The sequence below is a fragment of the Mycolicibacterium sp. XJ662 genome, from assembly GCF_053484035.1.
On sequence record NZ_JBEFTL010000004.1, the window covers coordinates 161,232 to 176,847 of the forward strand.

Sequence of the window (15,616 nt, forward strand, 5' to 3'; positions counted from 1 at the left end):
TGCCGGTGGGGACCGATATGAAGGACAGCTGAGCTGATGAGTGCCGAAGATCTCGAGAAGTACGAAACCGAGATGGAGCTCTCGCTCTACCGCGAATACAAGGACATCGTCGGGCAGTTCAGCTACGTCGTGGAGACCGAGCGCCGCTTCTACCTCGCCAACAGTGTGGAGCTGGTGCCCCGCAACACCGACGGTGAGGTCTACTTCGAGCTGCGGCTTGCCGACGCATGGGTGTGGGATATGTACCGGCCCGCGCGGTTCGTCAAGCAGGTCCGGGTGATCACCTTCAAGGACGTCAACATCGAAGAGGTCGAGAAGCCCGAGCTGCGCCTGCCCGAGTAGCAGGCGGGGGTCTGCCTGGAATTGACACGGCCGCAAGGGCTGTCGTCGGCTGACTTACCGGCCGGCCTATTTGTATAAAAATTGCCGTTTTGGACATTACGGGCGGTTCTTGCGGCGATCATGAAGGTCGAGCGCGGGTCGCCGCCGTGCCGCCGTTTTCCATTATTGACCTAAGGTTTGCTCCGTGGCGGTGGACGTTGACGACTGACGAAGGTATCGGACACAAGCTGTCGCGGCGTTTCACGCGCAAGACAGATAACTCCGATTTGTCTTGTCAGTAGCCTGTGCCTGCATCGAATCTTGGCCACCGTTCATATAGCAAATACTGTCGGTCGGTGTGCCGATGGGCGCCGCCCGAGGCAACCGAACTGCGGTATGTGTTACGCGGTGAGCTGTTGACCCAAAGATGTGTTCCGGCGTAAAGTGCTGCACCGTCGTCCAACGCGCGATGGGGGTGCGACCGGCTTGTCGAACCGAACGCCGTGGCGCCGCTCGATGCACTGCGTGTGCGGAGCACATCGATGACACGCACGCTGCTGCGTCCACTGGTGGGTTTGATAGCCATCGTCGTGGTCGTGGCGGTAGTTGTGTTGGCGGGGAGCCTATTCCGCGGCAGCTTCACCGATTCTGTGCCGGTCACGGTGCTGTCGCAACGCGCTGGTCTGGTGATGAACCCGGACGCCAAGGTCAAGGTCCGCGGGGTGCAGGTCGGCAGCGTTGCCTCGATCGAAGAGTTGCCCGGCGGTACCGCGGCGATCCACCTCGACATGGATCCCGCGCGGCTGCACGCGATACCGGCCAACGCGTGGGTCGATATCGCTTCGCCGACGGTATTCGGTGCCAAGCAGGTCCAGTTCGTCTTTCCCGATCGCCCGTCGACGGAGTCGCTGCGAGCTGGTCAGGTGATCGACGCACAGCACGTCATGGTCGAGGTCAACACCGTATTCGAGCAGTTGACCTCGGTGCTGTCGAAGGTCGAGCCCGCCAAGCTCAATGCCATGCTGGGCGCGATCGCGTCCGCAGTCAGCGGCCGCGGCGAGAAGTTCGGCCAGATGCTGTCGGATCTGGATGCCTATCTGGCCACGCTCGAACCCAGCCTTCCCGCACTTCGAGCCGACCTGCAAACGGCGCCGGGCGTGGTGCGCGCATACACCGATGTGGCACCGGATTTCGTCACGATCGCCGACAACGCCGCGCAGATCAGCGACTCGATCGTCGATACGCAGTCCCACCTCGACGCGGCACTGGTAAGCGTGACCGGACTGGCGGACATCGGACACCAGGTGCTGGGTGAGAACCGCCAACCGATGACCGAAGTGGTGCGCCTGCTGGTGCCGACCACCGATCTGCTCAACGAGTACAACCAGGCGCTGTGGTGCGCGCTGTCCGGCATGGTCGAGGCGACACACCGGCCACCGCTGAAGGAACCCGGCGTGGTGGTGTTGGCCGGGTTCCTCTGGGCCCAAGAGCGATACCGCTATCCGCTGGACCTGCCCAAGGCCGGGGCGGAGGGCGGCCCGCAGTGCACCGGCCTGCCCAACCTTCCGTTCGAAGCGGTTCCGCCGTACGTCGTCGCCGACACCGGGACCAACCCGTGGCGACGCACCTATCCGGGCATCGTGCTCAACTCCGACCTGATCAAACAGATCATGTTCGGTAACACCGAGACCGCGGGCCCACCCCGCAATACCGCGCAGGTCGGTCAACCCGGATGAGGCAGTCGTTTCGCCCCACGCTGATCAAGTTCGCGATCTTCGCGACGGTGATGATCGTGCTGACGGCCTTGCTGTTCTTCATCTTCGGCCAGTACCAGACCGGTTCGAGGAAGGGCTATTCGGCGGTGTTCGCCGACGTATCGCGGCTCGAGGCCGGGGCGTCGGTGCGGGTCGCGGGCATGCGGGTCGGCACGGTGAACGGCGTCGAACTCCAACCGGACAAATCGGTGGTCGTGACGTTCGACGCGGGTCCGGACGTGGCGATGACCACCGGTACGCGCGCGGCGGTGCGCTATCTCAACCTGGTCGGCGACCGCTACCTGGAGCTCATTGAGGGCCCGACAGGTGACCCGCTGCCGCCCGGCGGACAGATCCCCAAGGACCAGACCAGGTCCGCGCTCGACATCGACCTGCTGCTCGGCGGGCTCAAACCGGTTCTGCGGGGGCTCAATCCGCAGGATGTCAACGCGCTGTCCGCTTCGATCATCGGGATCTTCCAGGGCCAGGAGAACACGCTGCATTCCCTGTTCTCCAACACCTCGGGCTTCACCGCGGCGTTGGCCGAGCACAACAAGACGATCCAGGCGCTGATCGACAACCTGCGCACGCTGCTGGCGACCCTGACCAAAGAGGGCGATAAGTTCTCCGACACGATCGGGCAGCTCGAGGCTTTGGTGAGTGCGCTTGCCGCCGAACGTGATCCGATCGGAACAGCCATCGAAGCGCTGAACAACGGCACGGCGTCGGTGGCCGACCTGCTGGCCGACGCGCGAGAGCCGTTGGCGGACAGCGTCGATGAACTAAGCCGACTGGCCGGCCATCTCGATGCCCAGAAGGATCGCCTCGACACCAGCCTGCAGAAGGCCCCGGAGAACTACCGCAAGCTGGTGCGCACCGGCTCCTACGGCAGCTTCTTCAACTACTACATCTGCGAGTTGAAGTGGCGGGTGACCGATCTGCAGGGCCGGACCGCGGTCTTCCCGTGGATCAAACAGGAGAACGGGAGGTGTACCGAACCCTGATGCGCAAATATCGAGGAATACAGTTGGTTCGGGTGGGGTTCCTGGGCATCGTCCTGGTGGTCTTGGTCATCGCGGTCGGCCTCGCCCCCGAACGGCTGCTGTCCTGGGCGACGTCGATCCGGTACCAGGCGCAGTTCACCGACGCCGGCGGCATCACGGCGGGCAACGAGGTGACGATCTCGGGTATGAAGGTCGGCTCCGTCTCCGACGTCGCGCTGCGGGGTCGCCATGCCGTGGTGACGTTCAGCGTCGACGCGACGGTGCAGCTCGGCTCGGGTACCACAGCGCACGTGCGCACCGGCACCCTGCTGGGAGAACGCGTGCTGACCCTGGAACCCGGCGGCGACGGCACGATGAGCCCGATGGACGTCATCCCGGTGTCGCGTACCGCTTCGCCCTACTCGCTGACCCAAGCCGTCAGCGAGTTGACCACGAACACCGCCGGAACCGACACCGCTTCCCTGAACGAGTCGCTGGACACCCTGTCGACGACACTGGATCAAGTTGCCCCACAACTAGGTCCGACGTTCGACAGCGTGACCAAGCTGTCGCAGGCGATCAACGAACGCGACGACACGCTTGGTGATCTGCTCGAGAACGGTGCCGATATCTCCGCGATCCTGGCGGAGCGCAGCGCGCAGGTGAACACGCTGATCCTCAACGCCAACGACTTGGTGGCGGTGCTGTCGGAGCGCCGCCGCGCCATCGTCGAGCTCCTGGTGCACACCTCGGCGCTGGCCAAGCAGATGTCGGGTCTGATCCGCGACAACGAGGCCGAGCTCGCGCCGACGCTGGACAAGCTCAACGGCGTCACCGCGATCCTGGAGAAGAACCGCGACAACATCGCCAAAGCCCTTCCCGGGCTGGCGAAGTTCCAGATCACCCTCGGCGAGACCATCGGCAACGGCCCCTACTACCAGGCCTACATCCCCAACATCATGTTCGCCCAGCTCTTGCAGCCGTGGCTGGACTACGCGTTCGGGTTCCGGCGCGGGGTCGACGCCGGCCAGCCGCCCGACAACGTCGGTCCGCGCGCTGAACTTCCGTTCCCGTACAACGGCATTCCGCAGCCATGGGAGCAGTGGGGGGAGCCGCCGCGATGATCCGCAGCCGTGGTGTGCAGCTCGTCCTGGCGGTGACGCTGGTCGCACTGCTGGTCGGCGGGGTCGCGATCGTGATCGCGCAGACCGTGTTGCGTCCGACCCGGATCATCGCCTACTTCACCACCGCCACCGCGATATACCCCGGCGATGAGGTGCGTATCGCGGGCGTCAAGGTGGGCTCGATCGAGTCGATCGAGCCGGTCGGCACGCAAGCGCGGATGGCAGTTTCCGTCGGGCACGGCATCTCGGTGCCTGCCGACGCCAGGGCCGTCATCGTCGCCCAGAACCTCGTTTCGGCGCGCTACGTCCAACTCACACCGGCATTCGAATCGGGTCCGGTGATGCAGGACGGCGCGGTGATTCCGGTCGAGCGCACCGCGGTTCCGGTGGAGTGGAACGAGGTCAAAGAGCAACTGATGCGGCTGGCGACGGAGTTGGGGCCCGGAAGTGACGCCGACGCCGCCGCAACGGGTTCGGTCGGCCGGTTCATCGACAGCGCGGCGGCGGCGATGGATGGTAACGGCGCCAAACTGCGCCAGACACTCGAACAACTGTCCGGGGTGGGTCGGATATTGGCCGACGGCGGCGGCAACATCGTCGACACGATCACCAACCTGCAGACCTTCGTGACCGCGCTGCGCGACAGCAATCAACAGATCGTGCAGTTCCAGAACAGGTTCGCCACGCTGACCAGCGTGATCAACGACAGCAGGTCGGAACTGGACGCGGCGCTGACCAACCTGTCCGAGGTCGTCGGTGAGGCAACGCGTTTCGTTCACGGTACGCGGGACAAGACCTCTGAGCAGATCCAGCGGCTGTCCAACGTCGTGCAGAACCTCGCCGAGCACCGCATGGAGCTGGAGAACGTTCTGCACATCGCACCGCACTCGATCGCCAACTCGGTCAACATGTTCGATCCGCGCACTGGGGCTGCCAGCGGAGTGTTCGTGCTGAACAACATGGCCAACCCCGAATGGTTCATTTGCGGAATGATCGGGGCTCTGGAAAACGTCACCGCCCCGGCCACCTCCAAGCTGTGTACCCAGTACCTCGGGCCCGGATTACGCCTGGCGAACTTCAACAACCTCCCGTTCCCGTTCAGCCTGTTTCTGAGCTCCAATCCACCGCCGCACATGTTGCGCTACAGCGAGCCGAGTTTGTTGCCGGGTGCCGGGGGGCCGCCGCCCGGACCGCCTGACATCCCACCGGCCGTGTCGGCGTACACGGGCGCCGGCGATGTGCCGCCGCCGTCCGGCTACAGTCCGCCCTCGGGACCGCCGACGTTGCCGGAGATGCTGCTGCCGGCCGAGCAAGCGCCGCCGAACGAGGTGACCCCGCCATGATCGGTGTGCGGGCGGGACGCCGGGTGTTGGCGATCGGTTCGGCCATGGTGCTGAGCACCGCCGGCTGCGCGTTCGACGGGGTGAACTCGCTGCCGCTGCCCGGCGCGGTCGGGCAGGGCCCGGCCGCGCACGTGTATCACGCCGAGCTGGCCAACGTTGGGACATTGGAGTCCAAATCGCCGGTGATGATCGACGACGTCGTGGTCGGCAGCGTCGGCGAGATGACGTTGCACGGCTGGCATGTCGATCTGGAGTTGTCGGTGCTGCCCGATGTCGCAGTGCCGGCCAACGCGGTGGCGAGCGTGGGGCAGACCAGCCTGTTGGGTTCGATGCACGTCGCGCTTGATCCGCCGCCGGGTGAAGCTCCGAGCGGTCGGTTATCACCCGGCGCGACAATCGGCTTGAACAATTCCTCGACCTACCCGTCGACCGAACGCACACTGTCCTCGCTGGCGGCCGTCGTCAACGGTGGCGGGCTGGGCCAGATCGGGGACATCATCGGCAATTTCAACATCGCCCTGTCGGATCGCAGAGACGTCGTGCGCGATCTGCTCACCCGGCTCGACACGTTCGCGGGCACCCTGTACGAACAGCGCGACAACATCATCGCGACCATCGAGGAGCTGAACCGCTTCTCCGAACGCCTGGTCAGTCAGCGCGACGTGATCACCCGGGCGCTCAACAAGATTCCACCGGCTCTCGATGTCCTGCTCGAGGAGCGGCCGAAGATCACCACGGCTCTGAAACGGCTGGGGGAGTTCAGCGACACCGTTTCCGGGCTCGTGAACGACACGCACGCCGATCTGGTGAAGAACCTGCAGAACCTCGCGCCGACGCTGCGTGCTCTGGCCGACGTCGGGCCGGAGATCGACAGCGCGCTGGCCTATCTGCCGACGTTCCCGCTGACCCAGAACATCATCGACCGCGGTGTGCGCGGTGACTACATGAACCTGTTCGTGACGGTCGATCTCACCAACTCGCGGATAAAGCGCGGTCTGCTGCTCGGTACCGGGCTCGGTCAGGACCGGGCGTCTCTGATTCCGGCGCCGGGGGATCCCGGCTACGACGCCTACTACACGAAGTTCCCGCTCGGCGTCGGTACCTCACCACCGTTCGGCCCGATCCCGAACGCAGATCCGGCGCCGTGGGAGCCGGGGGGCGGAGGCTGAGATGCTCTCGCGGTTGGTCCGAATTCAGCTGGTGATCTTCACGATCGCTTCGGTTGTGGCGATGTTGGTGATGGCGTTCGTCTACCTGCAGGTACCTACACTGTTCGGTGTCGCGCGGCTCACCGTCAAGCTGGAGCTGCCTGCCTCAGGCGGTCTGTACCGCTTCGCCAACGTGACCTATCGCGGGGTGCAGATCGGCAAGGTGACGGCGGTCGACGTGTCCCGCACGCACGCGACCGCGACTTTGTCGCTGGACACCTCACCGAAGGTCCCCGCCGACCTGGTGGCCGAGGTGCGCAGCGTGTCCGCGGTCGGTGAGCAGTACGTCGAACTGCTGCCGCGCACCGACGCGCCGCCATACCTGCGGAACGGATCGGTGATCACCATGGGGGACACCAGAATCGGCCAACCGGTCAGCCCGATGCTCGATCAGGTCAGCGCGCTGCTGAACAGCATCCCGCAGGACAGCCTGAGCGAGCTGATCGACGAATCCTTCGACGCGTTCGGCGGTGCCGGATACGAAATGGGCTCGCTGGTCGACTCGTCGGCGACGATCGCGGCCGAGCTCAGCTCGGTGGCGCAGCCATCGGCGATCCTCGTCGAAGATTCACGGCCCCTGCTGGACGCGCAAGCTCAGAGCACCGACACATTGCAGGTGTGGGCGCAAAGTCTGACCGGTATCACCGGTCAGGTGGTGACCAACGACGCGCAGATCCGCACGCTGTTACGGCAAGGGCCCGACGCGGCCGACGAGGTCTCGCAGTTGCTCAACCAGATCAAGCCGACCCTGCCGGTGCTGCTGGCCAACCTCACGACCTTCGGCCAGGTCGCGGTCACCTACCGGCCGTCTCTCGAACAGGTTCTCGTGCTGTTACCGCCGTTCGTGGCCAACACATTGGCATCGGCTCCAGAGAACAACCCCACGGGTATCCCGTTGGGCGACTTCCGGATCCAGATCGCCGACCCCAACCCGTGCACGGTCGGGTTCCTGCCGCCTTCGTCGTGGCGCAGCCCCGCAGACACCACCACGCTCGACACTCCGGACGGCATCTACTGCAAGCTCCCGCAGGACTCGCCGATCGTCGTTCGGGGAGCACGCAACGCGCCGTGCATGGGGGTGCCCGGTAAGCGCGCGCCCACGGTGGAGATCTGCTACAGCGACGAGCCCTACCGGCCGCTCGCGATGCGCGAGCACACCCTCGGCCCGGCACCGATCGATCCGAACTTGATCGCGCAGGGTGTGCCGCCCGATGACCGGGTGACTTTCCAGGAGAACATTCACGCTCCGATCGAGGGCACGCCGCCACCGCAGGGTTCGCCGCCGGCCGCGGTTCCCGCGGCGCCGAACTCGTTCGGTACCACGGGTGCCGAGCCGGCCCCGTCGGTGGCGATTGCCCATTACGACCCGCAGACCGGCCAGTTCGCCACCCCCGACGGCACGGTCGGCCAGCAGACCGACCTCGTCGACCCGCCGAAGAACTGGCAAGACCTGGTGTACAAGGCGCCACGATGATGCGGGGCCGGATGGTGATGAGTGTGGCGACAGCGGTGCTGCTGTGTTCCGCTGGCACGGCAACTCCCGCGCACGCCCATGACGAACTGGCGCTCAACGGCACCTACACCGCGTTTTCCGACGGCCGGTGGGCGAAGACGAACGACTCCCGCCACGACGAGAAGAGCGTGCACCAGACGTGGACCATCACGTCGACGTGTATGAGCTTCCAGGACTGCACCGGCCGGGTGGTCAGCGACCACGGGTGGAGCGGCGATCTGGTCTATCTGAGCGGGCGCTGGAAAGTCACCCACACCGTCGAGAACTGGGAGCCCTGCATCGACGGCACGGCACACCCGGGACAGCAGAGCTTCATCTTCTGGGTCGGCTACCCGAAGGTGCCCGGCCAGTACGTGGGCTGGGACAGGACCGAAGGGCCAAGTGGCGCCTGTGGTTTCAACAAGGTGCTCGACATCGAGATGCCGTTCACGCTCACCCGCGTGGATTGAACGCGTGCTGCGGAATCGTCAACGGTAGGTCGACCGCGCTGAGTAGCCCCGGTGGTGCGGCAACGACATACGGCACGGCGTTGACCACCCGCATTGCGGTGGCAACCATGGCGCCGGCCCCGGAGGTCATGTGCTCGATGGCAGCCTTGCGGCGATCGCGAATCGTGGGCGTGAGGGTGCACTCGATATCCGGTTGGCCGGTGATCATGACGCGGTAGGACAGGTCACCGTGACCCTGCGGCCAATCGGGGGCGACGTCGGGCGCGAGCCTGGTGACGTGCTCGATGACGATCGCCTCCACCCCGTCGACCACGCCGATGGCCTGCATCCGCAGGGCACCGCAGGTGCCCGCCTCGACGGTGCCCATCGCGACCTGAAGCGTGCGGTTGGTCACCTGCCTGTCGAACTTCTCCCGCACCTCGGTGACCTCGACGCCGAGTGCGTCGGCCATCATGCGGATCCGTCCCTGCCACTCGCCGGCGATCGCACCCGGCAACGCGATCCACGGTTCGTATTCAAGAGGTCGGCCGAAACCCATTGCATCGCTCATGATGTCGGCCACCCCGTAGTCGTCGTACAGGGCGATCTCGTTGGCGTAGATCTTCTCGATCTGGCTCGACTGCGTGGACAACACCAGCGGCAGGTAGTCGGCGGCGAAACCCGGCTCGATGCCCGACGCGTACAGCGACACCTGACCTTCCTTCGCCGCGACCGCGAGTTGATCGCGCCACTCGGCCGGTTCGTAGGCACGGGGGTTGATCAGGTGGGTGGTGCTGGTCGTCACGACGTTGATGCCCGCGGACAGCAGTTTCACATAATCCGGGATCGCCAACGCGTCGCGCTCGGGTCCACTCGCCGCATAGATGACGCAGTCGGGCTCGAGCGCGATCAACGCATCGGCGTCGGTGGTGGCCTTGAGCCCGATCGGTTCGCCGTTGGTGAGTTCGCCGGCGTCCTTACCGTCCTTGTCGGGGGAGTGCACCCATACGCCGACGAGTTCCAGATTGGGTCGTCGCTGGATGGCGCGGATGGCGATCGCGCCGATTCCACCCGTCGACCAGACCACCACGCGGTACTTACCGTCTGCCATCACTCCTCCTTCTTGGGAAGCGCCGAGGAGGCTGCTGTGTACGAATATAGAGGTTTAGAATAGTATTCACTATTAAATCGAAAAGCAGAACAAAATTTAGGTTATAGTCGGTCGGCGTGACCACCCCCTGCCGGACGCGACGCTGATGTTCACGCTGCGGTTCGACATGCGAGCACCCCAGGCGGGTGCACCCGCCACGGACCTCTATGCGGCGGCCATCGACATGTGTGCGTGGGCGGAGACGCGCGGAGCGGTGATTGCCGTGCTGTCAGAGCACCACGCCACCGATGACGGTCACCTTCCCGTCCCGCAGATCCTGGCGTCCGCGATCGCCGCACGCACCGAACACCTCGCGATCATGTTGGCCGCGGTGCCCATCACGTTCTGGGACCCCGTGCGACTCGCCGAAGAGATCAGCGTCCTGGACATCATCAGCCGGGGTCGGATCTCCTACGCATTCGGCATCGGTCACCGGGCCGAAGAGTATGCACACTTCGGCATCGACATGGCCCACCGCGGCGCGCTGGCCGACGAAAACCTGACCCTGCTGCGACGTCTGTTGGGCGGAGACGCCGTCGACGTCGACGGACGGCGTATCCGGGTGACACCGCCCCCGGTGACACCGGGGGGTCCGTACCTGCTGATCGCCGGAGGCAGTAGGGCAGCCGCCCGCCGCGCGGCACGGCACGGGCTCGGCTTCATCTCGCAGATCGCATCGGCCGAGCTGAAAGACTTCTACGAATCCCAGTGCCGGGCCAATGGATTCGAGCCCGGCCTCATGCAGTTCCCGACCGCGGACGCGCCCACCACGGTGTTCGTCGCCGACGATGTCGATGCGGCCTGGGCAGAGCTCGGCCCGTACCTGCTGCACGACGCGCTGACCGCGGCGTCCTACCGGCACGGCGAGACGTCGGTGGCCAGCATCTCTGATGCCAAGAGCGTCGCCGAACTGAAGAGCGCGGGCGGGCCGTACCGGATCTTCACCGTCGACGACGCCGCCGCATACATCCGTGCCGGCCGGCCGCTGCCGTTGCTTCCGCTGTGCGGCGGCGTCCCACCCGACATCGCCTGGCCCTACCTCGAGCGCGCCGTGGTCGCGTGCGAACGTGTGTGAACGACAGGAGGACTCGTGACATCACCGCTGCGAACTGTGGTCTGGTCCACCGGAGGCGTCGGATCGATTGCGATCGACGCGATCCGGCGCCGCCCCGATCTCGAACTCGTCGGGGTCTGGGTGCACTCCGACGAGAAGATCGGTAGGGACGCAGGGGAGTTGGCCGGAGGAGAACCGCTCGGGGTGGCCGCGACCAACGATGCCGACGCGCTCATCGACATGGCGCCCGACTGTGTCGTGTACGCCGCAAGCGGGCCCGAACGTGATGCCGGCGCGGTGCCGGACTACCTCAAGCTGCTCGAGGCCGGGATCAACGTGGTGTCGACGACGTCGACGACTCTGATCTATCCGCCCGCGTACTACTCACCCGACTGGCGCGACCAGCTGGAGAAGGCGGCCACGGCGGGCAATGCCTCGTTCTACGCATCCGGCATCTTCCCGGGGTTCGGCTCGGACCAACTCGCGCTGCTTCTCGCGACGCAGTCGAAGACGATCCGGTGTCTGAAGGTCACCGAGGTCGCGCTCAACGACCATTATCCGGTGGCCGATGTGATGATGAACGGGATGGGCTTCGGCCACCCGCTCGACTTCGAGCCGCTGATGAAGACGCCGGGTTTCATCGAAATGGCTTGGCAGGCCCCGATTCACCTGATGGCGGCGGGACTGGGGGTCGAGGTCGAAGAGGTCCGCGGTGCTTTTGACCGGCGTCTGACCGACCGGGACATCGAGGTCGCGTTCGGGACGATCAAGGCCGGCACATGCGGTGCGGTGAGCACCCGAGCCGCGGGTGTGGTCGACGGCCGAGAAGCCATCGTCGTCGAGCACATCATCCGGATGGCGCGCGACGTCGCACCGGATTGGCAGGCATCGGAGTTCGACGCCACTTACCGCGTCGACATCGAAGGCGATCCCGACATCCACTGCGCGATGAACATGGGCGCCGCCGAAGGGCACGGCGCGGGCTACGCCGCGATGACCGCCACGGCGATGCGGGTGGTCAATGCGATCCCCTATGTGGTCGATGCCCCTGCCGGCCTGCTGAGCTCGCTGGACCTGCCGAACACGCTGCCGCGCCACGCATTCGATTGATCGGAGACTGTGGTGTTCTCGATCCGGTTCGATATGCGCGCACCTGAGTTCGGCGCCCCGAGCAGGGACCTCTATGCGGCGGCGATCGACATGTCGGCGTGGGCCGAGCAGCATGGCTGCCTGGCCGCGGTGCTGTGCGAGCATCACGGGTCCGAGGACGGCTATCTGCCCGCGCCGCTGATGCTGGCGTCGGCCATCGCGGCGCGGACCGAGCGGCTGATGCTCAACGTGGTGGTGATCCTGCCGTTCTACGACCCCGTTCGGTTGGCCGAAGACATCGCGGTGCTCGACATCATCAGCAACGGCCGGGCGTCATATGTGTTTGGGCTCGGCTACCGGCCGGAGGAGTTCGAGCATTTCGGCATCGACCGGTCGCGCCGGGGCGCCTTGGCCGACGAGAAACTGGCCCTGCTGCGCACCCTGCTCACCGGCCGGGCAGTCGTTCACGACAGCCGGCGCATTCTGGTGTCGCCGCCGCCACACACTCCCGGCGGGCCGGCGCTGATGTGGGGCGGTGCGAGCCTGGCGGCGGCGCGGCGCGCCGGGCGCTACGGTCTTGGCCTGCTGGCGAACGGCAGCGTCACCGGTATGCAGGAAGCCTACGAAGCCGCGTGCCGTGATTACGGGCACGAACCCGCTGGGACGCTGCTTCCGCCGCCCGACACGCCGACGGTCACCTTCGTCGCCGATGACGTCGACGCCGCGTGGGACCAGATCGGCGAGCACCTGCTCCACGACGCCCAGATGTATGCCGAGTGGAACCCCGGTAACGACACCTCGGCTGGGATCTCGGCCGCTGACGATGTCGCACAACTGCGCAGCGACTTCACCTCGCACCGGATCATCGACGTTGCCGAGGCGGCCGAAATCCTGTGCAACGGTGGACTCCTCAACCTCTCGCCGCTGTGTGGCGGCATACCGCCCGACGTCGCGTGGCCCTACCTGCAGCGCGTCGGCGAATTGGTCATGAATCGCACGACAACCAAAGGGAGCAACAAATGACCGGCGCGAGTACCGTCGACCTGTACTACGACCCCTTCGATTTCGCGATCGACGACGATCCGTACCCGGTGTGGAAGCGGATGCGCGACGAGGCGCCGCTCTATTACAACGAGAAGTACAACTTCTACGCGTTGAGCCGCTACGACGATGTCGCCCAGGGGCTGCACGACTGGGACACCTACCGATCGGGCAAGGGCACCACGCTGGACGTCATCATGAGCGGCGTCGAGGTCCCGCCGGGGGTGATCCTGTTCGAGGACCCGCCACTTCATGACCTCTACCGGCGCGTGCTGTCGAGGGTGTTCACGCCTCGGCGGATGGAGGCCGTCGAGCCCCTGACGCGGCAGTTCTGTGTCCGGGCGCTCGATGCGCTGGCCGGATCTTCGCGTTTCGACGTGATCGGCGATTTCGGGGCGCTGATTCCGATGCGCACCATCGGTTACCTGCTGGGCATTCCGGAGGAGGGTCAACAGCAGATCCGCGACAACACCGACGCGTCGATCGGACTGAAAGAGGCCAGCTTTCGGGCGGTGTCGGCGGCCACCTTCGAGAACGCCTATCAGCTGTTCGCCGACTACATCGAATGGCGGGCAGAGCACCCGTCGGACGATCTGATGACGCAGCTGCTCAACGCTGAGGTCGAAGAGGACGGCAAGCTGCGACCCCTCTCGCGGATCGAGGTGTTGACCTACACCAGCATGATCGCCGGTGCCGGCAACGAGACCACCACCCGGCTGATCGGTTTCATCGCGCAGATGCTCGCCGAGCATCCCGATCAGCGGCGCGAACTCGTCGACGACTTCTCGATGATCCCCCGGGCGATCGAGGAGGTGTTGCGCTATCAGGCGCCGTCGCCGGTGCAGGCCCGCCACGTCGCGCGCGACACCGAAAGCCATGGGCAGAAAATTCCCGAAGGTTCGGTGATGTTGTTGCTCAACGGATCTGCCAACCGGGACGAGCGACGCTACCCCGACGGCGAGAGCTTCGACATCCACCGCACCGGATCACACCTGTCGTTCGGCCAGGGCCTGCACTTCTGCCTCGGCTCGTCGCTGGCGCGGATGCAGGCCAGGGTCGCCCTCGAGGAGATGCTGAAACGGTGGCCGGAGTGGGACGTCGACTACCAGGAGGCCGCCATGGCGCACACGGCGAGCGTACGGGGCTGGGGCAAGCTGCCGATCACCGTCGGCTAGCCATCTTGCGCGAGCAGACGTGAAAACCCCCGAATGGAAGCTTATTTGGGGGTTTTCATGTCTGCTCGCGCTGGGAGGGGGTGCTCCTAGCGTGCGGTGACCCCGCGCAGAAGCGTGTCACGGACATGGATTTGCGACGCGCGGGTGCCGAGATCATGCAGCAGGTTCTCCGGAATCCACGAGACGCCGATGACGATCCGGGCCAACATCTCGTTCGACGGACCGTCGATGGTGATCTCACCGGACCGAACCCCCGCGGACAGCAGGGATTTCATCTGCCTCACCCGTTTGGTGAACAGCCACGCGATGTTGGGTGTGTCGGGTGGCGACTGTCGCATCCACGCGAGCTGGATCCGGAACTCGTCGCCGAAATGCGCCAGCGCGTTGGTGTGGATCCAGCTCAACGCGTCGAGTTTTTCGATCGCCGACGCCTCGGAACGCAGCACGTTGGTCCAGCCCACCTCGGCCACCTTCTCGCCGAACGACTGCATGATCGACGCCAACAGCTCCTCTTTGGAGCCGATCAAGCGGTACACCGTTCCGGTGCCCAGGCCAGCCGCCGAGGCGATATCGCGGATGGTGGTGACCTCGTAGCCTTTTCGGCCGAACTCGGCGCGCGCGACCGCGCGTACGTGCGCGGCTTTGTCGTTCGGCGCGGCGTTCTTCTCCTCGATCCACGACTTCACGGCGTCGTCGGCGGCGATGAACGCCGCAGAGCGGTCGAGATCGGCGTCGGCGGGCGGGACAGTCGCCAACCCCTCCAGCAGGATTCGGCACAACAGGGCCGCGGCCTTGTCGGCACCCGCACTGTGCCTGATGACATCGAGTCCGACCTGGCGCATCGACTGGACGATACGGTCGGCGAGGATCGGTAGGTCGATGTCCGGCCGCAGATATCCGTTCCACCGTGCGGCCCGCAGCGTCTGCACCATCGCTTCGAGGATCGCCGCCGGGCGCTGCTGGGCCAGCGCGGCGAGTTCGGGGTTGGAAGTCGGGGCCTCGTAGAAGGTCATCTGCAGCGCCGCGCTGTGGGTCACGGCGCACTGGGCGATCGCCGCGCCCAGCTCCACGATCCGGTCGAAGGCCGACAGCGGCGCTGGATCATCGAGCCGGTTGAGGGCCTGTTCGGCGATGCGATCAAGATCGTCGTGGTAACGCCGAAGCAACTCGACAAGGATCGCTTCCTTGGATTCGAAATGGTGGTAGAGGCTGCCCGGCAGAATGCCGGCGGCGTCAGCGATCTCCTGAAGTGATGTCCGCAGACCCGACGTGGCGATCAACGACGCCGCCGTCTGTAAGATTTCGGTTCTGCGGGTGCCGTCGTCGTAGGAGTGGCCTGCGTGTGCCGCGAGGTCAGGCTTCACGCGAGGACGCCCCACGACACCTCCCAGCTCAGCTCCAGTGCAACGGTTTGGTCGGACCGACCCAAAGTT

General features: G+C 65.5%; 14 protein-coding genes. 12 read left to right on the forward strand and 2 right to left on the reverse strand.

What is annotated here, in order from left to right; all coding sequences use genetic code 11:
- Positions 1–36: 36 nt before the first annotated feature.
- From ABQE93_RS14245 to ABQE93_RS14280, 8 genes are all read left to right on the forward strand, one after another.
- A complete protein-coding gene (locus ABQE93_RS14245) occupies positions 37–342 on the forward strand; it encodes a DUF2469 domain-containing protein (RefSeq protein ID WP_078020019.1) in 306 nt (101 codons plus the stop codon).
- Between the two features lie 521 nt (positions 343–863).
- A complete protein-coding gene (locus ABQE93_RS14250) occupies positions 864–2,057 on the forward strand; it encodes an MCE family protein (protein ID WP_448408455.1) in 1,194 nt (397 codons plus the stop codon).
- A complete protein-coding gene (locus tag ABQE93_RS14255) occupies positions 2,054–3,079 on the forward strand; it encodes an MCE family protein (RefSeq protein WP_448408453.1) in 1,026 nt (341 codons plus the stop codon). Before ABQE93_RS14250 ends, ABQE93_RS14255 begins: the two co-directional genes overlap by 4 nt.
- Positions 3,079–4,182: an MCE family protein gene (locus ABQE93_RS14260; RefSeq protein ID WP_448408451.1), complete on the forward strand. Its 1,104-nt coding sequence runs from the start codon at positions 3,079–3,081 to the stop codon at positions 4,180–4,182. The genes ABQE93_RS14255 and ABQE93_RS14260 overlap by 1 nt, the downstream gene beginning before the upstream one ends.
- The gene (locus ABQE93_RS14265) at positions 4,179–5,525 is read left to right on the forward strand and encodes an MCE family protein (protein ID WP_448408449.1); all 1,347 of its coding nucleotides are present in this window, start codon (positions 4,179–4,181) and stop codon (positions 5,523–5,525) included. The genes ABQE93_RS14260 and ABQE93_RS14265 overlap by 4 nt, the downstream gene beginning before the upstream one ends.
- Positions 5,522–6,694 carry an MCE family protein gene (locus tag ABQE93_RS14270; protein WP_448408448.1) on the forward strand — a complete coding sequence of 391 codons (1,173 nt, stop codon included), beginning with the start codon at positions 5,522–5,524 and terminating at the stop codon, positions 6,692–6,694. Before ABQE93_RS14265 ends, ABQE93_RS14270 begins: the two co-directional genes overlap by 4 nt.
- Position 6,695: 1 nt before the next feature.
- Positions 6,696–8,207, forward strand: coding sequence for an MCE family protein (locus ABQE93_RS14275; protein ID WP_448408446.1), 1,512 nt, complete (start codon positions 6,696–6,698; stop codon positions 8,205–8,207).
- A complete protein-coding gene (locus tag ABQE93_RS14280; protein WP_448412412.1) occupies positions 8,204–8,695 on the forward strand; it encodes an Rv2253/PknI dimerization domain-containing protein in 492 nt (163 codons plus the stop codon). Before ABQE93_RS14275 ends, ABQE93_RS14280 begins: the two co-directional genes overlap by 4 nt.
- Here ABQE93_RS14280 and ABQE93_RS14285 read toward each other — a convergent pair.
- Positions 8,679–9,785, reverse strand: a complete 1,107-nt coding sequence (locus ABQE93_RS14285) for an NAD(P)H-dependent amine dehydrogenase family protein (protein WP_448408442.1) — start codon at positions 9,783–9,785, stop codon at positions 8,679–8,681. The genes ABQE93_RS14280 and ABQE93_RS14285 overlap by 17 nt on opposite strands.
- Before the next feature lie 145 nt (positions 9,786–9,930).
- Between ABQE93_RS14285 and ABQE93_RS14290 the strand changes: the two genes are divergently transcribed.
- From ABQE93_RS14290 to ABQE93_RS14305, 4 genes are read left to right on the forward strand one after another with little or no spacing between them, the layout of a single operon-like run.
- Positions 9,931–10,899, forward strand: coding sequence for an LLM class flavin-dependent oxidoreductase (locus tag ABQE93_RS14290; RefSeq protein ID WP_448408441.1), 969 nt, complete (start codon positions 9,931–9,933; stop codon positions 10,897–10,899).
- A 15-nt stretch (positions 10,900–10,914) separates the two neighbouring features.
- A complete protein-coding gene (locus ABQE93_RS14295) occupies positions 10,915–11,988 on the forward strand; it encodes an NAD(P)H-dependent amine dehydrogenase family protein (protein WP_448408439.1) in 1,074 nt (357 codons plus the stop codon).
- 12 nt (positions 11,989–12,000) lie between these two features.
- On the forward strand, positions 12,001–12,990 hold the full coding sequence (locus ABQE93_RS14300) for an LLM class flavin-dependent oxidoreductase (protein ID WP_448408438.1): 990 nt from the start codon (positions 12,001–12,003) through the stop codon (positions 12,988–12,990).
- A complete protein-coding gene (locus tag ABQE93_RS14305) occupies positions 12,987–14,183 on the forward strand; it encodes a cytochrome P450 (RefSeq protein ID WP_448408437.1) in 1,197 nt (398 codons plus the stop codon). The genes ABQE93_RS14300 and ABQE93_RS14305 overlap by 4 nt, the downstream gene beginning before the upstream one ends.
- Positions 14,184–14,269: 86 nt before the next feature.
- Here ABQE93_RS14305 and ABQE93_RS14310 read toward each other — a convergent pair whose 3' ends face one another.
- Complete coding sequence (locus ABQE93_RS14310) at positions 14,270–15,547, reverse strand: TetR/AcrR family transcriptional regulator (RefSeq protein ID WP_448408436.1); 1,278 nt, start codon at positions 15,545–15,547, stop codon at positions 14,270–14,272.
- Positions 15,548–15,616: the final 69 nt, after the last annotated feature.